Here is a 25,647-nt window from a genome sequence, read left to right on the forward strand (position 1 = left end):
GCGATGACTTGTATGTTATTGCACGCTAATTTTGCCGCTAACCATGCAAATACAATTTGGCAGCAACAAAACCAACAGTTAGTTGAGCAAGATACTGTACTGATTTGTACTGGTGGTGAACTGCAGCTGGTATCCTTATCCGCTTGGCAACAAACGGGTCAATTGATAATTGTAGAAAGTCAATCACATCAAACTGATTCAAACGGCAAGCAAGCCAAATGTCCAAATATATTTTTAGACCAACAATCGCCAGTTGTATTGGTTGACGCAACCAGTCTTTACCCAATATACCTTGCGTTAAAGGCTCAACATAACTTATACAACCAGCAGTTGAACGCGGTTGTTTTCCACGCGTTTTCCGCCCGAGCTCCTCCAATCTACCCAGTTTAATCTTTGCACTAAATAGCACATTTCCATTTTTATAAGATTAATAGACAGAGCCACTTAGCTATTGTTTAGCTCAGTGCTTATCGAGGTAGATATGAAAAAATTATTATTAGCTTTAACAGGTGTCGCTGCAGCCATTACTTTGCCCCTAACTGTTCATTGTAACGAATCTAACCAACACAACCACAAACACCCTACACCAGATTCTCACGCACCAATCGGTGTTATGGGCGACCATATGCATAAACAAGGTGAGTGGATGGTGTCTTATCGCTTTATGCAAATGACTATGACGGGTAATCAGCAAGGTGCCAATTCAATCACTGATTCAGAGTTGGTGACCACAGTGCCAAACCGTTTTGCTGGCATGCCATCTATGCCGCCGACCTTGCGTATAGCGCCACAAAAAATGACTACAGATATGCATATGTTGGGGCTTATGTATGCACCTTCTGATTCGGTAACTCTGATGTTGATGCTCAATTATTTAGATAAAAAAATGGATTTAACCACTTACCAAGGTGGTATGGGCACAAATGTTTTAGGTAACTTTTCAACCCAAAGTTCTGGTATTGGTGATACTAAATTTGCGGCATTAGTTTCGCTATGGGACGCCGGCGCTCACTCGCTGCATGCAACTGTAGGGCTGAGTATTCCAACCGGTGATATTAAAAACACTGATACTGCATTAACCCCAATGAATATGCGTCCAGAAATGCGTTTACCCTATGCAATGCAGCTAGGCACTGGCACTTACGATTTTGAGCCCGCGATTACTTACAATGGCCGTGATGACAAATTATCTTGGGGTGCACAAGTTAAATACACCACATCAATTGAAGGTAAAAACGATCAAGGATATCAACATGGCGACAAACTCGATTTCAGCGCTTGGGCTGCCTATCGTGTTGCGCAGTCGGTGAGTTTATCGGCTCGTTATTTGTTTAAAGACCAAGATGCAATTGAAGGAATCGACAGCAATATTATGGCGCCAGTGCAATCAGCTAACCCTGATTATTACGGTGGCCGCCAGTCCGATTTAGCCCTAGGCTTAAATTGGGTTAATTCGCAAGGGCATAGGTTAGCTTTGGAGTATCAAACGACTTTAGAGCAAGACGCCAACGGCGTGCAAATGCAGATGGATGATATGGTCACTTTGGGTTATCAATTCGCTTTCTAGAGTATAATTCAGTAAATGATAGCGTTGTCATTTTTGCTGTGGCCAGTTACACTGCTTAAAAGTTAAGCCGTTTTGACTAATATGCGAGGCAAGAATGCAATCCATTCTAATATGTGGTGGTGGCACTGCTGGCTGGATGACAGCGCTTTATTTAAGCCATTTGTACAACCGAGTGGAGCACAGAGTTGATATTCAACTTATTGAAAGCTCTGCTCAACCACCTGTTGGTGTTGGCGAAGCAACTGTGCATGGCATACGGCATTTTTTGCAGCTGTTATCCATTAACGAAGCAGAGTTTATGCAGGCAACTGACGCAACTTTTAAACTTGGCATTGAGTTTATTAATTGGAAAAAAGCGCAAAACGGTCAAACGCACAGTTATTGGCATCCATTCGATTTTCAAACACCTGAAGTAAATGGCATGGACTTAGCTCATTGTTGGTTAAGCCAAACTCATAAGGTGCAAGATTACGCGCATAGTGTGTCTATTTCACCGTTTTTAGCCAAACGAGGCAAAGCGCCTAAATTTGTCGAAATGGCCGATTATCAAGCGCCTATTCCTTATGCCTATCATTTTGATGCGGGCAAATTAGCTGAATATCTAAAAAAACTCGCTGTGCGACGAGGGGTTAAACATCAAGTTGCCGATATTACCCATGTGCAAGTAAGCACTGATGCGACGGTTAAAAAAATTACTGGGATAGACACAAGTATCGGCCGTTTAACTGCGGATATGTATTTTGACTGCACAGGTTTTCGCGGCATGTTAATGCAAGCTCTGGAGTCAAATAATCAAGATAACGCTGAAAATGAATGGGTTGATTGGTCGAGTGAACTGCTGTGTGATCGTGCTTTGGCAGTACAAACCCAATATCCACAAGGTCAAGCACCTGCGTTGCATACTCAAGCGATAGCTATGAATAATGGTTGGCGTTGGCGCATTGGTTTGCAAAACCGTATTGGCAACGGTTATGTATATAGCAGCCAGTTTTGCACCGAAGAGCAAGCAGCAGAGGAACTCAGCCAAGCTCTTAACTTGCCAGACAACACTGAGTTTAAAAGTTTAAAAATGCGTATTGGCCATAGAAAACAAAGTTGGCTAGGAAATTGTTGTGCAATTGGTTTGTCGTCAGGCTTTATTGAACCTTTGGAGTCGACTGGCATTTATTTAATTGAAGCCGGTTTGCGTTTATTTGGTGAGTATGCACAGTCGGGCAATTTGCCGCTGATACAGCAACACTACAATAGGATCTTGAACGATATTTATGCTGATCTTAAATCCTTTATTGTATTGCACTATATTTTGAGTGATAGAGACGACAGTAAATTTTGGCGCTTTTGGCAAACGCAGCGGTATAGAGATCCTCAGTTAGATGCATGGTTGGACTTGTGGCAACACAAGGTGATTGAAAGCAGTGATTTTTTAGCACAGAAAAGTGTGCTGTTTAATCAGATTAATTACCGATTTGTTGTATATGGTATGGGGCATTTACCGCAGCAACCCTTTGTTGGGGTAAACCCGCCAGCTCAACAACAGCTATTAGCGCAAATGGCTGCCTTTTGTCAGCAGCAACCTGATAGGCATCCGAGTCAGATGCAATTGTTGGGGCTCTGATTATTGTGTTGTTGGTGGAGAAAGCTGCTCGTTTGGAGCGAGCAAGCCCACCCGAAGCATAATTTGCTAAAAACACTTTAAACCATCCTTGGGCCGCTCGCACAAGATGTCCCTATCTTGTGAAGTTTTAGCAAATCAGCATTCTGGTGGACTTTTGATTTGCAATTCTTTTGCGGTAAAAATACTTTAAAGATAATTTTCAACTTCAGTTCTCATGAATAAATAATTTTTCATTGTTTTACTTATTGTTTATGCTTAATTTTTAACTCTGCAGTCTAGATTTTAGTCGTCAGCAGAATTATGGCCTTGTAAAGTTGTATTAATATTAATAGAAGGGTTTATGGCACGAATTGAAAAGTTGGACTTAGGGATTATTGAATCTATCAGTAAAATTCTTGGTGATACTTCTAATGGCTTTACAGGATCTCAGATACAAAAGTTATTGTATGAAGCTAACATAGAAGATATCGATGCTCTAAACACTAAATGGAAACGTTTGAATTCCGCACTCGCTAATAAGCAAGAGCAAGATGGTTGTGCTAATTACGTGTTCCATTTTTTACAGTTGGCAATGGCTCCAGTTAGGCATTACAGTGATATTGAATGGTTTAACGACACCCGTTTCAAGTTAAACCGAGTCTTGAGTTTTGCTGGATATACGTTGGAAGAAAATGGAAAAATTGCAAAGACAGAAAAAGCCGCTACGATTCGAGAGTCTTCAGCTAGGGCGAGTAAATTGAGAGAGCATTTGCTCTCAAGGAGTGTGCACCCTGATGTACTTTATTATTGCAAAGAGGAGTTATTGGTCGACAATTATTTCCATGCAGTATTTGAAGCAACTAAAAGTATTGCTGATAAAATTCGCAGTAAGACTGGGCTAACCTCTGATGGAGCTAATTTAGTGAATGAGGCTTTTTCTTTTAAAACCCCACCGATACCACACTTGGCTTTAAACTCACTTCAAACTGAGAGTGAAAAGAGTGAACAGAAAGGTTTTATCAACTTGCTCGTCGGATTATTTGGAACGTTCAGAAATACTACTGCTCACGCACCAAAAATAACATGGACAATCGATGAACTAGATGCGTTGGACATATTATCGATGGTTTCATTAGTTCACCGGCGCTTAGATAAGGCTGTTGAAGCTAAAAAGCTTTATGAAAACTTGAATAAAATAATCTAATTAGAAATGAAAAAGATGCAGCGCGAATGATAAAAAGTATTAGAGCAATAACTTAGAGCAAAATTTCTTTTTCAGGGATGAAAAAGCGAAGCGTACAAGGATGTATTCACAGCGGTTTTGCGAAAGTTATGCTCTAGTACTTTTGTGCATAGAGCACACATCTGCAGCGCCTAATACAGAGCTGATGCCTATATAAAACTATCGACTCTGTGTCGACTCCCTTACTACCAACTCAGGTTCAAACATACAATTCTCGATAGCTTGCTCTTTTTTCGCCGGTAAACGCAAATGTTTAAACAACAACTCAGCAGCTTGACTAGCGATAGTTTTGGTCGGCTGTGCCGCAGTGGTTAACTTCGGCCAAGTTTGGCGCGAGAAAGGGTTATCCTCAAAACCGGCAATAGCTAAATCGGCTGGCACATCTAATCCTTGTAAACGTGCAGCAAACAAAGTGCCCGCAGCAATTTCATCATTACAAGCAAAAACCGCAGTCGGTTTATCCGTTAACTCAACTAGCTTTTTACCATTTTCAACACCCGATTCAAATGAGTACTCACCGGCAAAAATCCACTCATCACGAGAGTCTAAATTATGTGCTTTTAACGCATCTAAATATCCAGCTAAACGTTCACCTGTCGAGTGGTGAACTTCTTCACCGCTAAAAAAGGCTATTTTATTATGGCCTTGCTCAATCAAATGTTCAGTGATGTTAAACGCAGCAGTTCTATCGTCGATAAATACACAAGGGGTTGATAAGGTTTGGTTTTTACCAGAAATAACACGGACAAACTTAACGCCTGTTTCGGTGAGCATATCTGTTACTTCGGTCATTTCTGACAAAGGCGGGGTGAGAACTAACCCAGATACACGTGATTGACGCAGCATGTCTTTCAATTCATTTAATAAGTTATCCGATTTACTATCAACCGGATGGATCAAGAGTTCAAAATGATGTTTTTTACACGCGTCTAAAATACCGTGCTGCATATCAATAATGTAATAAGCATTCGGGTTATCGTATACAAAACCGACAACATACGACTTATTACCTGCCAAGCTACGAGCCGACTGATTTGGCTGGTAATTTAACTCAGTTACCGCTGCAGTTACTTTATCTATGGTATTTTGGCGAACACCTGGCTCGTTATTAATTACACGAGATACAGTTTTAATTGAAACACCAGCAAGTTTGGCAACGTCGTTAATCGTAGCTTTCATAGGCTTTTAGCAATTCCATTATTCCGGACTATAGTTAAACCTGAACTCAGGTTCGTAATATCAGTGTGAAAATAAAGCAGTTTGCACTAGTAAACAAATTTTTTTCAACGCCGATGGGTGAATTTTAATCTTAACCAAAACAGATATCTTTGATTTCTATTAAAAAATGGCAAATTTTATGATGCGATTGCTGCAAATACAGCCAAAACTCGAATAAAAAATGACAGATTTATTATAAAATAGTTTGACAGCGTTGTCATTTGTTTGGTATTAATATGACAACGCTGTCATATTGTCATCGAATAATTTGATTGCGAGCACTTAAGACTAAACTAACAAGGCAACAAACATGAACAAGCTAACTTTCAAACCAATTACCCTGGCAGTAAGCACAGCTTTACTCGCTAGTCTTTCTCAACCTGTTATGGCTGAAGAATCAGAAACAGAGGTTATCTCAGTTAAAGGTATTCGTGCCAGCGCTAAAGCTAACTTAAACGCCAAACGTTTTTCAGACACAATTGTTGATGCAATTACCGCAGAAGACATAGGTAAATTCCCAGACAAAAACGTCGCAGAATCGCTACAGCGTATCGCTGGTGTATCGATTACCCGTGATTTTGGTGAAGGTGAAAAAGTGTCAATTCGTGGTACAGCACCACAGTTAAACAACACCTTATTAAACGGCCAGGCGGTTGCTACTACAAAATGGTGGGCATTGGAGCCTTCATCGCGTAGCTTTAACTTTAGTTTGTTGCCATCAGAATTAGTATCTGCATTAGAAGTTTACAAATCACCAGAAGCTAAAATTGATGAAGGTGCTGTTGGTGGTACAGTTATTTTACGTACCCGCAAACCATTAGATTTAGACGCTAACACAGTATACGGCTCAGCTGGTGTGCGTTATAACGACAAAACAGAAAGTTCAGATCCGCAAATCTCTGCTTTATATAGCTGGAAAAACGACAACGAAACTTTTGGTGTACTTGCTTCATTAATTTACCAAGGTCGTGAACAGCGCCGTGATGGTATGGAAGCTTTCGGTTGGTTTGATGCAACCCGTGCCGACACTGCAAGCTCAGTGGGTAAATCAATTCCAGGTTGGGATTATGAAAATAATACAGGTAAAACTGCCTCTTGGAACTGGGGCATGGGTTCTGCCTACTTCCAGCAAGAGCGTGATCGTTTAGGTTTGAATGTTACAGCGCAAATTCGTCCGACTGACGACTTAGAATTCACGTTAAACGTTGTTGATTCTGAGCTTAAACAAACCAATACTAACCACAACTATATTTCTTCACATGGTTGGGCGGCATACATGCCTTGTACACCATGGAATACAGAATCAGACTATGATTTATGTGCGAAAATTGAAGACTATCAAATTACTGACCCAGACGGTGTTGCAGCGTTAACTGAATATACCATTGGCGCAAATGGTCATGGTGATTATCAGTTAAATCAAATGAATGAATCTTTATCGCGTGTATCAACATTGAAAACCCGAGTAATAGATTTAGATATGAATTACCACGGCGACAACTTTTTACTACACGCTCAACTAGGTACAACTAAAGCAAGTGGTGGTTACGACCGCGAAGATTTAGTTAACTTTGGCCATGCGTCGGGTTCAAAAATTAAAATTCACGACAATGGTGTAATTGATTTTTCATTCCCTGAAGAACTAAATGGTAAACCAACTGACTCTTATGATGGTTTTGTATTCCGTGATTATCGCTGGAACTCTCGTCCTGAAGAAGATAAAGAAACTTATGCGCAAGCAGACTTAAAACTTGAACTCGACACTGATTTTATCCGTTCGGTAGAGGTGGGTGTTAAAGTACGTGATAAAGATCATTCGCAAGATGGTGTGACCACCGAGGGGTTAAATTACGATTCGTTAAAAGCACAAAATCCAGGTGATTTTGATGGTGCTATGACCCCTGAATTACACAGTAGCGTAGCAACGGGTGGGACGTTAACGCAATATGCAATGATAGATATTGCCAAAATTCGCAAAGCTGCGGATGCTATTTCAGGGATTGAACCTGTATTAGACATAGGTAATATTTACGAATTGTCTGAAGATATTAGAGCTGCATATGTGCAAGCGAATATCGAAATGGGCGATTTAAAAGGTAATGTTGGTTTACGTGCGGTGAATACCGATGTTAGTTCTTCATCGTATAACACCGCTAGCGGCGAATGGGTAACTGATAAATCGAGCTACAGTAATGTATTACCATCACTAAACTTATCTTATAGTTTCGCTGATGATTTGGTCGTGCGTGCTGCAGCATCAAAAACTATGTCGCGGGCTAACTACGCTGATATGGCTGGTACTCGAAGTATTAGTCCTAACTTCACTGCAACTTTTGGTAACCCGGGGTTAAAACCTTATGATGCGACCAATGCAGATTTATCATTTGAATGGTACTTTACAGAAGAAAGTTTGCTGTCGTTAGCTGTGTTCCATAAAAAGATTGATTCATTTATCTTTAATGCGACTAACGATGTTGAATTAAGTTTTGATTGTGACGACAGCGGAGTTGTTGAAGCAAACGAAATGTGCGATTTTTCGGTTACTCAACCTGAAAACGGTGCTGACGCTAAAAACAAAGGTATTGAATTAAGCTTCCAAACACCAATTGGTGAAAACTTTGGTGTGATTGCTAACTTCACCTACTCTGATGCTGAAGGCAAAAATGCCGATGGCGAAACCATTGCATTGGCAGGTAACTCAAAACGTACCTACAACTTAACTGGTTACTACGAAGACGATAAATTATCGGCACGTGTTGCTTACAACCAACGCAGCAGTTACTTAACAGGCTTCACTTTTGGTAGTGCAAATACTGCAGATGCTTACTCTCAGTTAGATGCTTCTGTAAGCTACAACTTAAATGATAACTGGAGTGTAACCTTAGAAGGTCAGAACTTAACTGACTCTGAGATCTTCCACTATCAAGAGCAAAAGTATCGTCCAATTGGTTTATACACCTTCGGTCGTAGCTTCTACTTAAGCACCAGCTTCAAGTTTTAAGCTGAGTGTGACGAGAGTTTAGACCAAGGTAACCAAAGTCGAAAGACGAGTGGTAGAGCGATAATTTAAAGCAAAATCTCTTTTTCAGGGATGAAAAAGCGAAGCGTACAAGGAAGTATTTACAGCGTTTTTGCGCTAATTATGCTCTAGCGCTTGTCTAGACTCTGGACTAACAGGTTTTAAGCTATAGTCGCGACTCCGATAGGGACTTCGTGGAAATATCAGAAATAATACCCGGTTAGCCGGGTATTTTATTCTAGCGCCGAGACAAACAAAGAGGTGAGACTATGCGTTGGCAACTATGTTTAATCAGTTTAATGATGCTGGGCTGCCAGCCAACTAACCAAACTGAATCAACAACAAACGCAAACCAGCAACAACAAGCAGAGCAATCCGCAAACAACCTAGCTGCAAAATTTGCCGCAGAACTTAAAGTTAACTACCAAGTATTAACGAATCGCGCCGATGAATTATGCGAACAAAAATACGCAGGTGGTGCTTGTTTTAAAGGGCAAATAAGCCTACAACTACCGTACGATTTAACCGACAACAACTGGGCAATTTATTTCAGCCATGTTGCACCTATTCGCCAAGATTTTAGCGAAGAGTTTGATATTCAACATATCAATGGCGATTTACACAAATTAACCCCAACAAAGCAGTGGCAAGGTTTTACGGCGAACAAAAGTTATCAAGCGCGCTTTCAAGCTGACTTTTGGCATTTATCCAATTTTGACCCAATGCCAAACTATTTTGTCACTTTCAGCAGTGAACAAGGGGAAGGACAGGCTTATACAATAGTTTCAACCAAAGCAGTGATAGACCCACAAACTGGCCAAGAAATATTACCTTTTGTACAAGGCATAACTGACATTGATAGCCAGTTTAAACGCACTGAACAAGATCAAACCAAGTGGGAAGACGCAAAACAAATATTTGCAGATAATCAACACCGTCAAACTGCCAATGCGGATATAGATTTAGCAAAAGTTGCCAATCGAATTATCCCTGCTGTTGCCGAGCAAGAGCTGTTAAGTGGCGAATTAGATAGCGGCGAGTTAGATTTAACTAAAGGTTATCAGCTAGCGCAAATTAGCGACGAACTTAACACACAGTTACAGCCTGCGTTCGCACGTTTAACTGAGCTAGGTTTTGCACAGAAAAACGCCGGTGTTGAAATTAGCTTTATTCACAATGTAAAACTGCCGGATGAAGCATACAAATTAAATATCTCAGCAGAGCAAATTGTTATTGAATATGCGCAAGCGCAAGGTGCTTTTTATGCGCTACAGTCAATAGCGTCATTAATTGATAGCCAAACTCTAGCGCCGATAACCAGCCAAAAAATTAATGACTACCCTAGATATGATTTACGTGGGTTGCATATAGATTTATCGCGTAACTTCCATGGTGGCGCACAAGTTAAAAAGCTTATTCGTGCAATGGCCCAATTAAAGCTTAATACCTTACATTTGCACTTGGCGGATGACGAAGGCTGGCGGGTGGAAATTGCTGGTTTACCAGAGCTAACCGAACTAGGTGCATATCGCTGTTTTGATTTAACCGAAGAAAACTGTTTATTACCGCAACTTGGTTCTGGCCCTGAAAAACAAACGCAGGTCAATGGTTATTTTAGCCAAGCTGAATATATTGAATTACTCCAGTTTGCCGACAAACATTTTATTGAAGTGATCCCATCATTTGATATGCCAGGCCATTCACGTGCTGCGGTTAAAGCGATGGAGTTGAGATATCGCAAATACAGTGCACAGGGTGATATGGCCAAAGCGACGGAATTTTTATTAAGCGATTTTACCGACAAAACTCAGTATGAATCTGTACAGTTTTATACCGACAATACCATTAACGTGTGTATGCCATCGGCAATGAATTTTGTTGATAAAGTACTTACTGAATTACAAGCATTACATCAACAGGCGGGTGTGCCGTTAAACAAATATCATTTAGGCGCGGATGAAACCCAAGGTGCTTGGTTGCAATCGCCTATATGCCAACAGTTTGTTGAAGATAACAAGGATGTTGAACTGACTAAATTAGCCGAATATTTTGTTGAGCAAGTTACACAAATAATCGCGGCTAAAGGCATTCAACCAGCAGCTTGGAGTGATGGTTTATCGCATGCTGATGCGAGCAAAATGCCAAAATCTATTCATAGTAATGTGTGGAGCACGCTATTTTGGGATGGGCATAAAACTACACATCAACATATCAACCAAGGTTGGGATGTAGTGGTATCAAACCCTGATGTAACTTATTTTGATTTCCCATACGCAGGCCACCCAGATGAGCGCGGTTATTATTGGGCGTCACGCAATACCAATAGCTTTAAAGTATTCCAGTTTATGCCGGACAATGTACCTGTTATGGCCGAGTTATGGACAGATAGACAAAATATGCCATACACAGCCGATGACACTGAATCTAGCATCACAAATGGTAAAAAAGCCATAGGTTTACAAGCACATTTGTGGAGTGAAACCACTCGGTTAAATCAAACCGTCGACTATATGTTATTCCCGCGTTTATTAGCATTAGCTGAACGTGCTTGGCACCAAGCTGATTGGGAATTGGCTTATCAACCCAAGCGAATATTTAGCCCGGAGTCTAGTTATTTTACCCAGCAAAAGCAGCAACTTGTTGACTGGCAGCAGTTTGCACTGGCTGTGCCTAAACAATTAGCGAAATTAGAAGAACTGGGCGTGCAATATCGCGTTGCACCACCTGGCGGGCAAATTGTTGATAGCTACTTGCATATGAACCATATTTTCCCAACAACTGAGTTGCAGTATCGCACGGCTGAACAAAATTGGTCGACTTATACCCAGCCGGTGGCGGTGAAGGGCGAAGTTCAGCTTAGAGCTGTGTCGGCACTTGGGCAGTTTTATAGTCGGACTATAGTGGTTAAGTAGTTACTCTGTATTAGAGGGCAAAGTCGGGTTTTAAAGACGTGTTTAATAGTTAAAAGCAGTAGAGCAAAGGCTTGAGGAATCAAGGCGCTGTCAGAAGAAACACGAGAGCATAATTTTCGCAAAAACGCTGTAAATACGTCCTTGTACGCTCGCAAACGTCGTCCAAGACGTTTGAAGTTTTGCTCTAAATTATCGCTCTAGTATTTCTTTGATGGGTTCGCGCTGCTAGGCCGAAGTTGTGCAGAGCGTTTTGGCGAAAATTATGCTCCGAAACTTCTTCCATACTCTGAACATTTTAGCCCAGCCGTTTCTTGGAGGCGGAGTGCCTTTAGTTCGGAATTTGTAAAAACTCTTTCAACCAAACTTAAATTTGTTAGTGATTATTTGCTCAATAAATCAATCACTAACAAATAAAAATTTAGCAAAGTATAAATTTTATCCATAAATGTTTTGACATTGTTGGAGAGGTTTGAAAGAATAAATGACAACGCTGTCATTTTTGGCGGCAAGCAGTTAAATAGGTGAGAAGCACAGTGGCGGATCAAGAATTTATTATCGGTGTTGATGGTGGTGGTACAAAATGTCGTGCCCGACTGTATAGCACCCAACAGGGTTTTATCGGTACAGGGTTAGCAGGCCCGGCAAACCCAGCCAGACATTTTGAATCAGCAATGCAATCTATCTTAGATGCATGCCAAGCTGCAATTGACGACGCTGTCTTACCTAATGTCACTTTGGCGGATTGCCATGTAGGTTTAGGTTTAGCGGGTGTTAATTTAGACACAGTCGCTGAAAAAGTTATGGCTTGGCAACATCCATTTAAAAGCCGCTTTTTAACCACAGATTTGCACATAGCTTGTTTAGGCGCAAACGACAATCAAGACGGTGCGGTAATTATCGTCGGCACTGGATCTTGTGGATTAGTTAGCAGCCAGCAAAAACAAGTTTTATTAGGTGGCCATGGTTTCCCTGTTGGCGACTATGGTGGTGGCGCATGGATTGGTTTTGAAGCTTTGCGCTACTGTTTACGCTCGCTTGATGGCGTTGCTGAATCTACTAGTATGAATCCACAAATCTTGCGCTTTTTTAACAGTAAAAACGCAACTGATATTGCTGAAATTATGCTAAACGCGCGCCCAGCCGATTACGCAAAATTGTCTCCCATTGTGTTTGATGCGGCTGAAGCAGGGGATGCTGCCGCAACTGACATTATCCAACAAGGTGCAGCACAAATATCTGCGTTGGCTCGACAGCTTTTAAGCCATCAGCCAGAGCGTTTATCTATGATAGGTGGTGTGTCGTTACGTATTCAACCTTGGTTGGATAAAGACATTCTGCGCAGCATTCAAGCCCCAATATTTCAACCCGATTTCGGTGCAGTGTTTTTTGCATTGAACCAACTTAATTATCCTGTTCATTTCCGAGGTTTATCATGAACACAATAATGGAAAAAGAAGCTCGCGAAGCGCCTAGCCGCATTGCAGCACAACTTAACAATAACCGTGAAATAGCGGAAAAACTAGGCGCTATTTTGCGTCAGAATCCACCTAAATATGTTTATATTATTGGCCGTGGATCGTCAGATCACGCAGGTGTATTTGCTAAATATTTAATTGAAATTGAAGCGGGTATAAGTGTGTCGCACGCAGCGCCTTCAGTCGCAAGTGTGTATAACAAACAGCTAGATTTATCAGACTCATTGGTATTGTCTATCTCACAATCTGGCCGCAGCCCAGACATTTTAGCTCAGCTTGATATGGCGAAAAAAGCCGGTGCATTAGCCGTTGCTTTGGTAAATGATGAAACATCACCACTAGCAACTGGCTCTGATTATTTATTGCCATTAGGTGCAGGTGAAGAAAAAGCTGTTGCAGCAACTAAAAGTTACTTATGTACATTATCGGCAATTACCCAACTAGTTGCGCATTGGACACAAAACCAAACTTTGTTTGCTGCGCTTGAACAACTGCCGCAGCAATTAGAGCAAGTGATTCAATCGCCTGCACAATTAACTACACCCCAATTTAAACAGTTAGAAAACTGTGTGGTGTTAGGCCGTGGTTTAGGTTATGCGGTATGTCGTGAAATTGCGCTTAAGCTTAAAGAAGTTTGTTCAATTCACGCAGAAAGTTATAGTAGTGCAGAGTTCGTACATGGGCCAATTGCTTTGGCCGGTAAAAAAATCCGCGCGTTAGAAGTAGATATTAACGACGAAACCCGCGAGCTACATAAACAACAAATTGCTGATTTAGCCCAGCGTGGTTCAAGCATTATGCATTTAACTCAAGTGGTTGAAGACTGTCACCCACGCCTTGCACCTTTATTGGCGCTACAAAAGTTTTATGTGGATATTGCAACAGTATCGGTTGAGCTTGGTTATAATCCAGACGCGCCAGTTGGATTAAATAAAGTTACACGGACCCAATAAAATGAAACAGTATTTTCGCCCCCATCGTTTATTTGATGGCAAAAGATTTGTTGAACAACCTATAGTCACAGTTGAAAACGGATTGATTGCAGACATTAGTTTTGATCAACCACAAACAGAGGTTATTGAACTAGCTGGTTTATTAGCGCCAGGTTATATAGACGTACAAGTAAATGGCGGTGGTGGAGTACTGTTTAATAATGTGCCTGAGTTGGCAACGCTGCAAACTATGGTTGCAGCCCATGCAAACTACGGCACAACCGCTATGTTACCGACCTTAATTACCGACGATATTGAGGTTATGCAGCAAGGCGCAGATGCAATTGCTGCGGTTATAGCGCAGCAGTTACCCGGTATTTTAGGTGTACATTTTGAAGGCCCTCATTTATCGGTTGCTAAAAAAGGTGTGCATCCTAAAGAGCATGTTCGTGGCATTAGCGAAGCTGAGTGGGCAGTTTTTGCTCGGCAAGATCTAGGCATCAAACTGGTAACACTTGCACCAGAAACGGTAACGCCTACTGAAATTACGCGGTTAACTGAATTAGGTTGTATCGTCAGCATTGGCCATAGCAATGCTGATTATCAACAAGCAGCTGAAGCAATTGCCGCAGGTGCTAGTGGTTTTACCCACTTGTACAATGCCATGTCGCCGCTTAGCAGTCGTGAACCTGGCGTAGTTGGTGCAGCATTAACCGCTGAACAAACCTATAGCGGCATTATTATCGACCATCATCATGTGCATCCGCAGGTGGCCAAGCTTGCGTTTAAATGTAAAGGCGCAGACAAGCTAGTATTAGTCACAGATGCCATGGCTTTAATTGGCAGTGAACAAACAAACTTTGCGTTATTTGGCGAACAAGTTGAGCTAAATGGTGACAAGTTACAAATTGCCACAGGCCAATTAGCTGGCTCGCATTTATCTATGCAACAAGCAGTGCAAAACTGTGTTAACGACTTAGAGTTATCACTTGCTGATAGCTTAAATATGGCGAGTTTAACCCCGGCAAATTGGTTGGGTATTGCACAAAATTATGGCTCGTTAACCGTTGGGAAAAGAGCCGACTGGGTTGTGTTAGATACACAATTAAACGTTATTCAATGTTGCATTGCTGGCCAAGTGCAACAGTTATTATCTAAATAAGTTGGGGTATTGTTATGCAGTTATCCATACTCGATTGGGCGATAGTGTTAGTTATATTGTCGTCTACCATGGTAATTGGTTTTGTTGTCAGTAAACGCGCAGCAAAAAGCAGTGCCTCTTTCTTTTTAGCCGGACAAAGCATGCCTTGGTGGTTGTTGGGTGTGTCTATGGTGGCAACCACATTTGCGGCCGATACACCTAACTTGGTTACCGACATAGTTCGTTCACAAGGTGTATCAGGCAACTGGGTTTGGTGGGCCATGTTATTAACCGGCATGTTAACCACTTTTGTTTATGCAAAATTATGGCGTCGTTTAGGTATAACGACTGACGTTGAGTTCTACGAACATAGATATACCGGCAAGCCAGCACGCTTTTTACGTGGTTTTAGAGCCTTGTATTTAGGTATATTTTTTAACGTTATGATTATGGCTAATGTCACCTTAGCTGCGGTAAAAATTGGTAGTGTACTCTTTGGTATAGACCCAACTATGGTGATTATTTTCGCTTGTTTAATTACCGTTATTTTCTCAACTTTAGGTGGCTTTTTGGGGGTATTAATCACGGATTTAATCTTATTTGTGATAGCTATGGTCGGCTCGGTAACAGCAGCTTATTTTGCGGTATCCCATCCGGCTGTTGGTGGCGTTGAGAATTTACTTAGTCATCCAGCGGTTGTCGATAAACTTGCGTTTGCGCCTGATTTTTCTAACCCAGAAATGTATATGCCACTGCTTATTATTCCATTGTTAGTGCAATGGTGGAGCGTGTGGTATCCGGGCTCTGAGCCAGGTGGCGGTGGTTATATCGCCCAGCGTATGTTAGCGGCGAAAAATGAAAACCACGCCGTTGCTGCATCTGCATTTTTTAACTTGTGTCACTATGCTGTACGCCCGTGGCCTTGGATTATAGTTGCGCTGGCATCCATTATTGTTTACCCAGATTTAGCCAGCTTACAGCAAGCGTTTCCAAACGTGCCAGAGCATTTAGTTAAAGACGATTTAGCTTATTCAGCCATGTTAACTTTTTTACCAGCAGGTGTATTAGGTTTGGTGGTTGCGTCATTGGTATCGGCGTATGTTTCAACTATTTCGACCAGCTTAAACTGGGGCGCTTCGTATTTTGTAAACGACTTTTATGCGCGTTTTATTAAACAAGATGCCAGCGACAAACAACAAGTATTTGTTGGCCGAGTCGCGACCGTGTTGTTGATGGTATGCGCAAGTTTAATGGCTTTAGTGTTAGAAAACGCGCTACAAGGTTTCCGTTTATTAATGACCATAGGCGCAGGTACAGGTTTACTATTCTTACTACGCTGGTTTTGGGGGCGCATTAATGCGTGGAGTGAAATTTCAGCTATGGTCTTTTCATTCTTCTTTAGCATGTTGTTTGAATTCGGCCCATTTGAAGAGTTAGTCGGCTGGCAAAAAATGTTGTTAAGTGTTGGTTTAACCACAGCCGCTTGGATCATAGTAACTTTAGTGACTCAGCCTGAAAGTGAACAAACGTTAAACACCTTTTGGCAACGCATTCAGTTTAGCCGCGAAGAGTTAACCAAAGGATTAGTAATAGCAGCGATAGCAACCATAGGGACTTATAGCGCGTTATTTGCAACCGGCGCGTGGTTTTATCAAGACTGGTTATTTGCCATGGGCATGGGTGTTGTTGCTGTTGTGAGCGGATTTGTTACTTATAAATATGGAATTAGGGTTGAGTAAATGCACTAGGGCATAACCTTCGCAAAAACGCTACAAGTACATCCTTGTAAGCTCGGACTTTTCGTCCCTGAAAAGTACGTTTTGCTCTAGGTTATCGCCCTAATACATTCTTAAGCAGCATCAATTATTCAAAGTTTTCATTTGCGTTATGTGTGTGTTGGCCAGCTTGCTGGCCTTTTTTTGCTAATTTGTAAACTGTCGCTATAATTAACGTCAAATGTCGTTTTATTGAGAGGCTTGTATGCAGGTTGCAGAACGTGACTTTATTAAAGTGGTGAGTAACGGCAAGTTAACTACTCACTCAAATCCATTTGATGAAATTAATGTCGCTAATACGGGTTTAAGAGTGGTCGGTGTAGACCACCTAAGTAAAATGCTGCATTGGGAAATGCCTGTTATTGCCAATGCAATAGGCACAACAACCCGCACGCTAGAGCGATACCGCAAAGATAAAAAGCCCCTGAGTAAAAATGTAAGTGAGAACGCTCTAGAGCTTGCAAGGCTATCAACTCACGGCATTGAATATTTTGGCAGTGTTGAACGTTGGAATGAATGGTTAAACACCCCAAATATTCAGTTTAATAACAATCCACCGAAGTCCGTGATTAACTCAATTAGAGGACGGGAGCTGATTAAACGAATAATCAATGGCTTAGCACACGGGTTTGCTGCATAGTGTTGTGTTACCGAATCGCGCCCGCACAATTTAATAATGTGAATAATGCTTTATCTGGTGTGGGTGGTCTTTACGCTGAAGGGCGATGGCATTTTATTGGCAACCCAGTGGTGTACAGTGCCAGCTCTCGAGCTTTGGCAATGCTTGAAAGATTGGTGAATGACTCCACTGATATTCTCAGCACCAATTTGTCTATATGTACCTTTTTAATACCTGATTCTATTGCTATTGATAAGTTCGAAGTGGGAGATTTGCCACAGAGTTGGGATGACCACCCTTATATAAATGACACACAGTAGATTGGATCCCAATGGTTGCAGTTGTGTTCATCTTCTGTATTGCGAGTGCCATCAAGTTTATGTGCAGACGAGTATAATTTTATCATCAATCCCGCGCATGCAGATGCCGAAAAAATAAGTTGTATAGACTGCAAAGCATTTCAATATCCTAATCGGCTTGCTGCCAAATTGTAGTTAGTCCCCTCGCTTATTCAGCTAATTTATATAACATCACCAAAACGTGACGCACTGCGTAGCGAATTGAGTTAGACACACCAATTGCGAAACGGCTTGTTTCGCAATTGCTTGATTCAAGTTTAAAGGTTGAGGCCGTTAAATTCAGCTGTCAGAGCAAACTCACTTTACCCACCACAGGCTCTATATTAGCGCCATAAGTGAGTTCAACTTGATACCTAGGTTTTTCTTCTGATCTATATTTATTGCGGTAATCTAAACTTTTCAGCTTTTGATTTTTTGGGTTGGGAATAAAGACCGAATCGACACTCAGCCTGTCTATGTTACCAGCTATCGTGTCACTTTCGTCTTCAGATTTGTTGGAGTAAGTTTGGTGGATGCGCACAATCCCTTTGGCTATAAATACGTTACTTTGCTTTGCATACTTATCTGCTAATTCACTGAAACTGGTTGCTGCATCTATCGCATATAAACGAGAGGCGCTGTATTTCAAGTGATCTCTGATGCGCAAGCTATCCTTACGCTCAAAATCAGTGGAAGTAAGGTCATCCAAGGTAGTTTGATATTTTAATTCGGCTTGTTTCAGCTTGAGTTGGTGGGCATCACCATCCAGTTCTAATGCTAGATAAAGCTCTTTTGATGAATTGTCGGAAAGTTCGAGTGCCGCTATTTTTTCTACTGTTAACCAAGTTGGTGTATATCTATTTTTCTCTTGTGGAAATTGCACATAGAACGATAAAGAAACTCCGCTATTTTCCTGATTGGTAAAGTAAGGAAGGGTTAACTCACGCTCGGTTAAAACAACAGAATAAAGTGGATTATTTTGGTTATACCAAACCTTGCCAAGTACGAATGTATTGACTCCCAATATTAAAATGGCAACGCCGATTAACAATGAATGTTTACGCATGTTCAGCTCCTTTTGTTGCGTTTAACCATAAGCCTATTTCACCCGTTCGTAGCCTTTTAAATACCATTAAAATTAACAGCGCAGTTAAAGCGATAACTAAAAAGAACAGGTATTTCGGCATCCAGTCCCACCACCAATCAAACATTTTTGTATACAGAAATAGCGTGAAAAATGTGCTGCCAAGGTTAACTAAATCACGCCAATTTTGCCGAATGCCGTGATAAATTAATGCAGCGGATATAACAAAGCCGATAATCTGATAGCTACCTTCGATTATGCCTGGGTCGATAGTTAAATAACTGCCTCGCGCCCAATTTGCCAATACTAAAACTGGCAATAAAAATAATAAGCCCCCGAAAATTCGATAGATAGCTACAAACTCTTCAAAGCCTTTTTGGTGTTTGTGTCCAAGGGCGAAAATAATTAATGCGGGCAGAAAAAAGTTTTCCGGCCGTTCGCTGAAAGACAACCAGTAGATACCGGACCAAGTACCTATTTTTGCCGATAAAAAGCCTGCAAAAAACAAAATTGCGAAAGTTTGTAATAACCTAGAGTTCGTCATATATGCCAGCGCTAAACTAGCAATAGCCCAGACAATAAAGGCATTGGGTGAGGGTGCTATATTATAAATTTGCCCGAGCATAGATAAATTAAGCACAAACGCCGCTATACAAACTAAACCCGCAATTTTGGCAAAATAGCCGGACTGCTCTTTAACCAAACAGAGCTGAGTTAATGCCAAAGCAATCAGTGGGCTGCTGATCAAAACACTGGTTTGTACCAGCGTGGTTAAGTTGCCCCAGTATTGATAAAACAGCATAAATAAACTGGCACTAAACGCGAGCGCGCCGATAAACGAGGCTATTTTCATAGCTAAACTAAATTGCTTTTGGCTAGCGGAAGCGTCGATATCAAAAATTTTGCTGAGGGATTTTAGTAATTGTTGGTGATGGTTGTTTAGGTTGGATTTATCTGTATCAGAAAGCTGAAACACGCCTTCTTGCTCTAACTGATTCAACTCTGAGTTAAATGCATTGATTTGATCGACCCTGTGTTGCGCATTTTGTTTACTGTGCATTTTATTATCTACCTTGATTAAACTGCTTGATTTATCAGCTATTTGCTAACGGAAGTCAAGTTTGGTTGAATAACTACTAATACAAGAATAAAAAGTCGGAACAAAAGTAAAATAATGGCGAAATGTATCCGCAAGGCAGATTGGACACTAAACCTAGAATGGAGGAATTAAATGAACACTCTTTACATTACCGGCGCGGGTGTCAGCGCGGCTAGCGGCATTCCGACATTTCGTGGTGAAGACGGTTATTGGTCTATTGGTAGTAAAAACTATACACCAATGGAAATGGCGACTCGGGCCATGTATCAAAACAATCCATCTGAGTTTTTATCTTGGTACTATCAAAGATTTGTTGTGTATCGCAACCATGGGCCAAACGAGGTACACCATTGGTTAGCGGATAAAAACCTCATCACACAAAATATCGATGGCTTAGATGGTAAAGCGGGTAATAAAGATTACATAGCAATACATGGGCGCATTGATCAAATGACCTTGTTTCATCATCAAGATGAAATGGTTGAAGATGTTCAAGTGATAGATGCACCATGGCATAAGGTGGACGAAACTTGTTTGCAGCAGTCTTTATTATAGCTGTTTAAAATTGACAACCACACGCCGGTGATAGACAAATCGTACAAACCTTATGTCTTGCTGTTTGATGAGTATTACACTGAACTTTACCGCATTTTCGAAGCAAAACAGCGGATGAAAAAGGCTAGCCGCATTGTATTTATCGGTACCTCGTTTAGCGTTGGCATTACGCAAATGGCGTTAGATATTGCCCGCTACAATCAAATACCAATCGAAGTGGTTGATCCAAATCCAGTGCAATTATTTCACCCAGATGTCACTTACCACAGAATGACAGCATTACAATATATTCAAAAACAATAACCGGCATTTAAACAAATAAAGTCAAGCTATCTTGACTTTATTTAAATGTTTATTAAAATGCGAATTATTATCATTTGTGTTGGTGTTGTTGTTTTGTTTCCATTTTTAAACGGGCAAGAGGGATGCCGCAATCAAACGGATTTAGTTAAACAAAAATTTAAGCTGTCTAGTCTAGTAACGGCTCTGTCACTAGTCACTTTAGGCATCTCCCCATGCGCGCTGGCTGACACTGCGCAAACCACTGCAGCAGCTGAACATATTGTTGTTACAGGTACTCGTACTGCAAAATTATTAAGCAACTCTCCCGTTGCGGTTGAGGTTATCACCGCAGACGAAATTCTTCGCGTTAGCCAAGGCACTGTCGCTCAAGCGCTTAATTATGTTCCTGGACTGGTTGTTACCCGCAGCCAGAAAGACGGCTACAACATTCAAATGCAAGGTTTTGGTGGTAATCAGGTATTGGTATTGATTAACAGCCAACCTGTATTAACCCCAACTGGCTCAGAGGTCGATTTAGATCAAATTAGTGTTAATGATATCGAGCGAATTGAAGTCATGCGTGGTGCCGGTTCTGTTTTGTATGGCAGCTCAGCTATGGGTGGGGTAATTAATATCATCACCAACAAAGCGATTGGCAATAGTTCAAAAATTAGCTACGAATTGGCTAACTACCACGACAACGCGATTGACGGCAATGAGTATGAACACCAAACACGCTTAAACATCTCGCGCCAATTTGGTAAATGGATAGCCAGAACCAATATTAATTTAATTCAACAACCTGGTTTTGACTACAACAAGCAAGACCAAAAACAATCTTCTGCTAGCGTAGACAAATTATTTGCTGACGCTTCATTAACCCGCGAATTTAGCAGCTTTAATGCGCAAGCAAAGTTACGTTACTTTGCTGAAGATAAATTTAAACAAAAAAGCCGTTTATCGGTTGGTGAAGAAACTGTGGTTTCTGGCTATGGTTCGGAAGTGGAGCAGTACCAATTCGACACCGCTTTTTGGGCAAATAACCAAGCTTGGAACATAAATACACGATCCATGCTGCATAAAGAAACTAGTGGCGAAGAAACCAAACGCGACACCACTATTAAGCTCAATGATATAGACGGTAAGTATGTAGTAACTATACCGTTAAAGTCGCATAATGCGGAAATTGAGTGGGTTAATGGTGGTGTGGCGCATTTTGATGGATTAGACCAATACAAGGTAGTGCAAAACGGCACCATTGAAATTGATAACGAGAGCCGCTCTGCGGCCGAATTGTATAGCCAAGCAAACTACATTCAAGGCGACTTTCAGTTGCTAGCCGGAGCCCGCGGCCAATACGACACTGATTTTGGCTGGCATAAAGCTTTGCGTTTATCTGCCATGCTCAAACAAACTTTTGGTGAGCAAAAAATTAACTGGCGTTTTGGTATTGGCGAAGGTTATCGCGTACCTAACTTAAAAGAGCGCCACTATAATTTCGACCATCGCCACTTAGGTTACGTGGTATGGGGCAATAAAACATTACAGCCTGAAACCTCTAAGCAAGCCAATGTAACTATGACTTGGCAAACACCAGTTTGGAACAAACAAGCGGACTTTGAGTTAGAAAGTTATCTACATTTTTCTAAAGTTGAAAACTTAATTAAAACTGAATTTAACCAAGCTGCAACCCAAGCAGTTAATTACGAATATCAAATATCTAGATATGAAAATATCGACCGAGCAGAGATGAAAGGTTTTGATATTAGCGCCAAACTCAGTTTAACCAACTGGCAATATCAATTTAATTACAGCTACTTAGATGCCCGCAATCTTGACTCTGGTCGTTTAGCCGACCGACCTCGCCATCAGGTTAAAAGCAACTTTTTATATCAGTTATCTAAATACGATTTAGACATTTTGCTCTATTGGCTTTTCCAAGCGGATGAAGCTTATAGCAATGAAAATTTTACCGGATTGTCCAACAACAACTGGAGCAGTTGGAACCTAAATTTCACCCAGAGATGGAATGAAAATTTATCTTGGCGCGCCGGTATAGACAACATTTTTGACGAGCATGCAGACGAAGCTGCGGTAGCAGCTGGGCAGTTTGATGCAAGAGAAGTTAGCAGCCGACGTTTATACGCAGGCTTTACCTATCAATTTTAAATAAAAATTACTTTATAGAGATGCAAACTATGAAACACAATCAATTATTAGTGGCTTCGGCACTTACCTTATTGGCAACTGCTTGTGGCAGCAGTGATTCAAACGACAGCGGCAGCGACACTGGCGGCAAAGATAATACCCCTGTTGTTAGCAGTTTCGGCCCTTATTCAACCGGTACTTCAGCTGATTCTAAATTTGTTTATTTTGATTTGGACACACAAACAGAATTAACTTTAACCGCTGAAGAAGCCGCCGCTAACAGTGAGTGGGATATCGCATTTAAACGCACAGGTGTTTATTTAAATACCCATGCTGATAACACAGTTGGCATGTACTTCACTGGCAACAATGCAGACTTTTTTGATGCTGACGGCAAAGCCATTGTTGACAGTTTTGTCAATGCAACCGCTGAAACTGAATTAGAAGATTACACCTCAGTTACAGCTGATGCTGTACCTGCTGACGATATGTTTAAGCAAGATGAAACTAAATATATCTTGGATGGTTTTTACGATTATGACCCGGTAAACCATGTAGCTTCAGCGTCGGCTGACAAATACTTTATTGTTCAGTCAGACGGTATCTTCAGTAAATTCCGCGTTAGTGATTTTGTTAAAACTGCAGCTCGTGGTTTAAGCAGTGTCACTTTTACTTTGGCTAATCAAGGTGCGTCGGATGATAGTTTTGAAGCTGAAAGCACATTAACTGTTGATGCAGTTGCAGCTTGTGCAAGCTACTTAGGTTTGTATGTTGATTTTGATTTAAAACAAATGGTTTCAAGCACTGATGCTTGGGATTTCTACATGCCATGTACTGGCAACAACGACCAAGTTGGTTACGAAATGCATATTGCTGACGATGCGACTGCTATCCAAGACTTTGGCAGCAATTACTCGGCAATTGATACCGCAGCATTACGTTATTACTACTTCCAACCTGATGAATACCATGTAAAAGCTTTTGATGATCAAGTTTGGTATCAATACAACTTACAAAGTGGTCATAAATTGTGGTCGCAATATGGTGTGTATTTAATCAAAACCGCTTCAGCGACTTATAAGTTACAAATTACTGGTTATTACAACGCTGATTTAGAGTCGGGTAACTACAGCTTCCGCGCGGATGCATTGTAAGCCTGACTCTGGTGGTAACAATACCGCTTGGAATTGTGCACAAGGAAAGGCGGTAAACACTGAATAGCGGAGATGCACCAGCAATAAAAAAGCAAACCCTCTGAGCCATGGATGGCTCGGCGGAGCTCCAAGGACGGATTTATGCGTGTTTGCGTTTTATTGGTGGTGTGTCTCCAGCGGTTTGAAGTGAGCACTAGCGCCCTGAGTGTGCATATCGCACGAAACGCTTAACAAATTAAATTTAAGTCACGAAAGAAAAATTATGATCACCCAAATTGAACAACTTATGTACCAGATGTCAGACTTTTTCATGGCACCTGTACTAATCCTGCTTGTTATCTTATTCATCTACAGCTTATTCGCCATTGGCGAATGTGTCGCACAAACATGGCAGCGCAAACAAAACCAAAATCATTTTAATGAATTTGTAAACAGCAAGGATGTTGCTCAATTTTCAGGAAAGAATTTACAAGGTTATCCAATTGCCCAATTGGCTAATCACAACAAAAAAATTGATAAAGACCAGTTAGACGTGGCTGCACTTAAATTATTAGAAGGTGTACGTAATGTTAGCCGCCTTGCGCCAATGTTAGGTCTAATCGCCACTATGATCCCAATGGGGCCAGCGCTTAAAAGTTTGGCCGACGGTGATATTCAAGGTATCAGCGAAAACCTCATTATCGCATTCTCAGCAGTTATTTTTGGTTTGGTAATCGCTTCTATTACATTTTGGATCGCCAGTGTGAAAAAGCGTTGGTTGGCTGAAGAGTTGGTTGCAGTTAACGCACGAGCCAATTTATCTAATCCGCAAACAACAAAAACACAAGCGGAGCAAAACAATGCGGCTGCTTGATGAAGACGAAGCAATCAACCCAGCATTAAGCGTGGTCAACTTAGTTGACGTTTTTTTGGTGTTAATCGCCGCGCTGTTAATTGCGATTGCACAAAACCCAATGAATCCGTTTAGTGCCGAAAATGTCACTGTAATTAAAAACGCGGGTGAGCCGAATATGGAAATGATTATCAAAAATGGTGAAACCATTGAGACGTTTAAAAGTAGCGGCGAAATTGGTTCGGGTGAAGGCACTAAAGCAGGTGTTGCCTACAAAATGGCTGATGGGTCAATTGTATATGTACCGGAAGGCGGCGAATAGTTTGTAATTTCGTTCGGTGCCAACAATGCCGCATGGAATTACCATCGCCAAACGCTGCAAGCCGTCCATGGGCGCTCTCGAATTGCATCCATGCAATTCAAGGTTGGCTCTCGGTAATTTCGATGCAGCATTATGTGCGACTTAGGAGTTGGAATAGCGCACGGTTAGAAAGAAGCGCGGTAAACACAGAATAGCGGAGATGCACCAGCAAGAAAAAAGCAAACCCTCTGAGCCATGGATGGCTCGGCGGAGCTCCAAGGATGGATTTATGCGTGTTTGCGTTTTATTGGTGGTGTGTCTCCAGCGGTTTGAGATGTGCACAAACGCTACAAGCAAAA

General features: G+C 41.3%; 19 protein-coding genes and 1 pseudogene. 17 read left to right on the forward strand and 3 right to left on the reverse strand.

From position 1 onward, the window contains the following. Nucleotides 1–12 precede the first annotated feature (12 nt). The 4 genes from ACMZOO_RS19010 (at nucleotide 13) to ACMZOO_RS19025 (ending at nucleotide 4,365) form a co-directional block, all read left to right on the forward strand. On the forward strand, nucleotides 13–390 hold the full coding sequence (locus ACMZOO_RS19010) for a hypothetical protein (RefSeq protein ID WP_440906462.1): 378 nt from the start codon (nucleotides 13–15) through the stop codon (nucleotides 388–390). Between the two features lie 91 nt (nucleotides 391–481). After that, nucleotides 482–1,567 carry a transporter gene (locus ACMZOO_RS19015; RefSeq protein WP_440906463.1) on the forward strand — a complete coding sequence of 362 codons (1,086 nt, stop codon included), beginning with the start codon at nucleotides 482–484 and terminating at the stop codon, nucleotides 1,565–1,567. A 94-nt stretch (nucleotides 1,568–1,661) separates the two neighbouring features. Beyond that, complete coding sequence (locus tag ACMZOO_RS19020) at nucleotides 1,662–3,182, forward strand: tryptophan halogenase family protein (protein ID WP_440906464.1); 1,521 nt, start codon at nucleotides 1,662–1,664, stop codon at nucleotides 3,180–3,182. Nucleotides 3,183–3,522: 340 nt separating this feature from the next. Next, nucleotides 3,523–4,365, forward strand: a complete 843-nt coding sequence (locus tag ACMZOO_RS19025; RefSeq protein ID WP_440906465.1) for a TIGR02391 family protein — start codon at nucleotides 3,523–3,525, stop codon at nucleotides 4,363–4,365. Nucleotides 4,366–4,563: 198 nt separating this feature from the next. Here ACMZOO_RS19025 and ACMZOO_RS19030 read toward each other — a convergent pair whose 3' ends face one another. Continuing rightward, nucleotides 4,564–5,583 (reverse strand): LacI family DNA-binding transcriptional regulator, encoded by a 1,020-nt coding sequence (locus tag ACMZOO_RS19030; RefSeq protein WP_440906466.1) that lies wholly within the window; start codon nucleotides 5,581–5,583, stop codon nucleotides 4,564–4,566. Nucleotides 5,584–5,932: 349 nt separating this feature from the next. On the opposite strand from ACMZOO_RS19030, the gene ACMZOO_RS19035 reads away from it, so the two are divergent. The 8 genes from ACMZOO_RS19035 (at nucleotide 5,933) to ACMZOO_RS19070 (ending at nucleotide 17,815) form a co-directional block, all read left to right on the forward strand. Continuing rightward, nucleotides 5,933–8,623 carry a TonB-dependent receptor gene (locus ACMZOO_RS19035; protein WP_440906467.1) on the forward strand — a complete coding sequence of 897 codons (2,691 nt, stop codon included), beginning with the start codon at nucleotides 5,933–5,935 and terminating at the stop codon, nucleotides 8,621–8,623. Between the two features lie 287 nt (nucleotides 8,624–8,910). Next, nucleotides 8,911–11,553 carry a family 20 glycosylhydrolase gene (locus ACMZOO_RS19040; protein ID WP_440906468.1) on the forward strand — a complete coding sequence of 881 codons (2,643 nt, stop codon included), beginning with the start codon at nucleotides 8,911–8,913 and terminating at the stop codon, nucleotides 11,551–11,553. Between the two features lie 533 nt (nucleotides 11,554–12,086). After that, entirely contained in the window at nucleotides 12,087–12,989 is a 903-nt protein-coding gene (gene nagK / locus ACMZOO_RS19045; RefSeq protein WP_440906469.1) for an N-acetylglucosamine kinase, read from the forward strand. After that, nucleotides 12,983–13,981 (forward strand): glucosamine-6-phosphate deaminase NagB-II, encoded by a 999-nt coding sequence (gene nagB-II, locus ACMZOO_RS19050; RefSeq protein ID WP_440906694.1) that lies wholly within the window; start codon nucleotides 12,983–12,985, stop codon nucleotides 13,979–13,981. Before nagK ends, nagB-II begins: the two co-directional genes overlap by 7 nt. A 1-nt stretch (nucleotide 13,982) precedes the next feature. Further along, complete coding sequence (nagA, locus tag ACMZOO_RS19055; RefSeq protein ID WP_440906470.1) at nucleotides 13,983–15,122, forward strand: N-acetylglucosamine-6-phosphate deacetylase; 1,140 nt, start codon at nucleotides 13,983–13,985, stop codon at nucleotides 15,120–15,122. Between the two features lie 14 nt (nucleotides 15,123–15,136). After that, a complete protein-coding gene (locus tag ACMZOO_RS19060) occupies nucleotides 15,137–16,840 on the forward strand; it encodes a sodium:solute symporter family protein (protein ID WP_440906471.1) in 1,704 nt (567 codons plus the stop codon). Nucleotides 16,841–17,081: 241 nt separating this feature from the next. Continuing rightward, nucleotides 17,082–17,516 carry a type II RES/Xre toxin-antitoxin system antitoxin gene (parS, locus tag ACMZOO_RS19065; RefSeq protein ID WP_440906472.1) on the forward strand — a complete coding sequence of 145 codons (435 nt, stop codon included), beginning with the start codon at nucleotides 17,082–17,084 and terminating at the stop codon, nucleotides 17,514–17,516. Nucleotides 17,517–17,575: 59 nt separating this feature from the next. Then, nucleotides 17,576–17,815 (forward strand): RES family NAD+ phosphorylase, encoded by a 240-nt coding sequence (locus tag ACMZOO_RS19070; RefSeq protein WP_440906695.1) that lies wholly within the window; start codon nucleotides 17,576–17,578, stop codon nucleotides 17,813–17,815. A gap of 325 nt (nucleotides 17,816–18,140) precedes the next feature. On the opposite strand, the gene ACMZOO_RS19075 is transcribed toward ACMZOO_RS19070, so the two are convergent. Next, entirely contained in the window at nucleotides 18,141–18,899 is a 759-nt protein-coding gene (locus tag ACMZOO_RS19075) for a DUF4824 family protein (RefSeq protein WP_440906473.1), read from the reverse strand. After that, complete coding sequence (locus tag ACMZOO_RS19080) at nucleotides 18,892–19,977, reverse strand: DUF2157 domain-containing protein (RefSeq protein WP_440906474.1); 1,086 nt, start codon at nucleotides 19,975–19,977, stop codon at nucleotides 18,892–18,894. The genes ACMZOO_RS19075 and ACMZOO_RS19080 overlap by 8 nt, the downstream gene beginning before the upstream one ends. Before the next feature lie 171 nt (nucleotides 19,978–20,148). Between ACMZOO_RS19080 and ACMZOO_RS19085 the strand changes: the two are divergent. The 5 genes and pseudogenes from ACMZOO_RS19085 (at nucleotide 20,149) to ACMZOO_RS19105 (ending at nucleotide 25,309) form a co-directional block, all read left to right on the forward strand. Beyond that, nucleotides 20,149–20,874 (forward strand): annotated as a pseudogene (locus ACMZOO_RS19085) (SIR2 family NAD-dependent protein deacylase). Between the two features lie 57 nt (nucleotides 20,875–20,931). Then, nucleotides 20,932–23,022: a TonB-dependent receptor plug domain-containing protein gene (locus ACMZOO_RS19090; protein WP_440906476.1), complete on the forward strand. Its 2,091-nt coding sequence runs from the start codon at nucleotides 20,932–20,934 to the stop codon at nucleotides 23,020–23,022. A gap of 29 nt (nucleotides 23,023–23,051) precedes the next feature. After that, nucleotides 23,052–24,155, forward strand: a complete 1,104-nt coding sequence (locus ACMZOO_RS19095) for an HmuY family protein (RefSeq protein ID WP_440906477.1) — start codon at nucleotides 23,052–23,054, stop codon at nucleotides 24,153–24,155. A 262-nt stretch (nucleotides 24,156–24,417) separates the two neighbouring features. Further along, complete coding sequence (locus tag ACMZOO_RS19100; protein ID WP_440906478.1) at nucleotides 24,418–25,008, forward strand: MotA/TolQ/ExbB proton channel family protein; 591 nt, start codon at nucleotides 24,418–24,420, stop codon at nucleotides 25,006–25,008. Continuing rightward, complete coding sequence (locus ACMZOO_RS19105) at nucleotides 24,995–25,309, forward strand: DUF2149 domain-containing protein (protein ID WP_440906479.1); 315 nt, start codon at nucleotides 24,995–24,997, stop codon at nucleotides 25,307–25,309. The genes ACMZOO_RS19100 and ACMZOO_RS19105 overlap by 14 nt, the downstream gene beginning before the upstream one ends. The last annotated feature ends 338 nt before the right edge of the window (nucleotides 25,310–25,647 follow it).

The sequence above is a fragment of the Catenovulum sp. SX2 genome (assembly GCF_052056295.1).
Classification (GTDB): Bacteria; Pseudomonadota; Gammaproteobacteria; order Enterobacterales; family Alteromonadaceae; genus Catenovulum.

What these genes read in the sequence shown, in the direction of transcription:
- ACMZOO_RS19040 (WP_440906468.1), top strand. Translation starts at nt 8,911, where the DNA reads ATGCGTTGGCAACTATGTTTAATCAGTTTAATGATGCTGGGCTGCCAG.
- ACMZOO_RS19060 (WP_440906471.1), top strand. Translation starts at nt 15,137, where the DNA reads ATGCAGTTATCCATACTCGATTGGGCGATAGTGTTAGTTATATTGTCG.
- ACMZOO_RS19025 (WP_440906465.1), top strand. Translation starts at nt 3,523, where the DNA reads ATGGCACGAATTGAAAAGTTGGACTTAGGGATTATTGAATCTATCAGT.
- ACMZOO_RS19010 (WP_440906462.1), top strand. Translation starts at nt 13, where the DNA reads ATGTTATTGCACGCTAATTTTGCCGCTAACCATGCAAATACAATTTGG.
- ACMZOO_RS19090 (WP_440906476.1), top strand. Translation starts at nt 20,932, where the DNA reads ATGCGAATTATTATCATTTGTGTTGGTGTTGTTGTTTTGTTTCCATTT.
- ACMZOO_RS19035 (WP_440906467.1), top strand. Translation starts at nt 5,933, where the DNA reads ATGAACAAGCTAACTTTCAAACCAATTACCCTGGCAGTAAGCACAGCT.
- parS (WP_440906472.1), top strand. Translation starts at nt 17,082, where the DNA reads ATGCAGGTTGCAGAACGTGACTTTATTAAAGTGGTGAGTAACGGCAAG.
- ACMZOO_RS19095 (WP_440906477.1), top strand. Translation starts at nt 23,052, where the DNA reads ATGAAACACAATCAATTATTAGTGGCTTCGGCACTTACCTTATTGGCA.
- nagA (WP_440906470.1), top strand. Translation starts at nt 13,983, where the DNA reads ATGAAACAGTATTTTCGCCCCCATCGTTTATTTGATGGCAAAAGATTT.
- ACMZOO_RS19075 (WP_440906473.1), bottom strand. Translation starts at nt 18,899, where the DNA reads ATGCGTAAACATTCATTGTTAATCGGCGTTGCCATTTTAATATTGGGA.
- ACMZOO_RS19105 (WP_440906479.1), top strand. Translation starts at nt 24,995, where the DNA reads ATGCGGCTGCTTGATGAAGACGAAGCAATCAACCCAGCATTAAGCGTG.
- ACMZOO_RS19100 (WP_440906478.1), top strand. Translation starts at nt 24,418, where the DNA reads ATGATCACCCAAATTGAACAACTTATGTACCAGATGTCAGACTTTTTC.
- ACMZOO_RS19030 (WP_440906466.1), bottom strand. Translation starts at nt 5,583, where the DNA reads ATGAAAGCTACGATTAACGACGTTGCCAAACTTGCTGGTGTTTCAATT.
- ACMZOO_RS19015 (WP_440906463.1), top strand. Translation starts at nt 482, where the DNA reads ATGAAAAAATTATTATTAGCTTTAACAGGTGTCGCTGCAGCCATTACT.
- ACMZOO_RS19020 (WP_440906464.1), top strand. Translation starts at nt 1,662, where the DNA reads ATGCAATCCATTCTAATATGTGGTGGTGGCACTGCTGGCTGGATGACA.
- ACMZOO_RS19080 (WP_440906474.1), bottom strand. Translation starts at nt 19,977, where the DNA reads ATGCACAGTAAACAAAATGCGCAACACAGGGTCGATCAAATCAATGCA.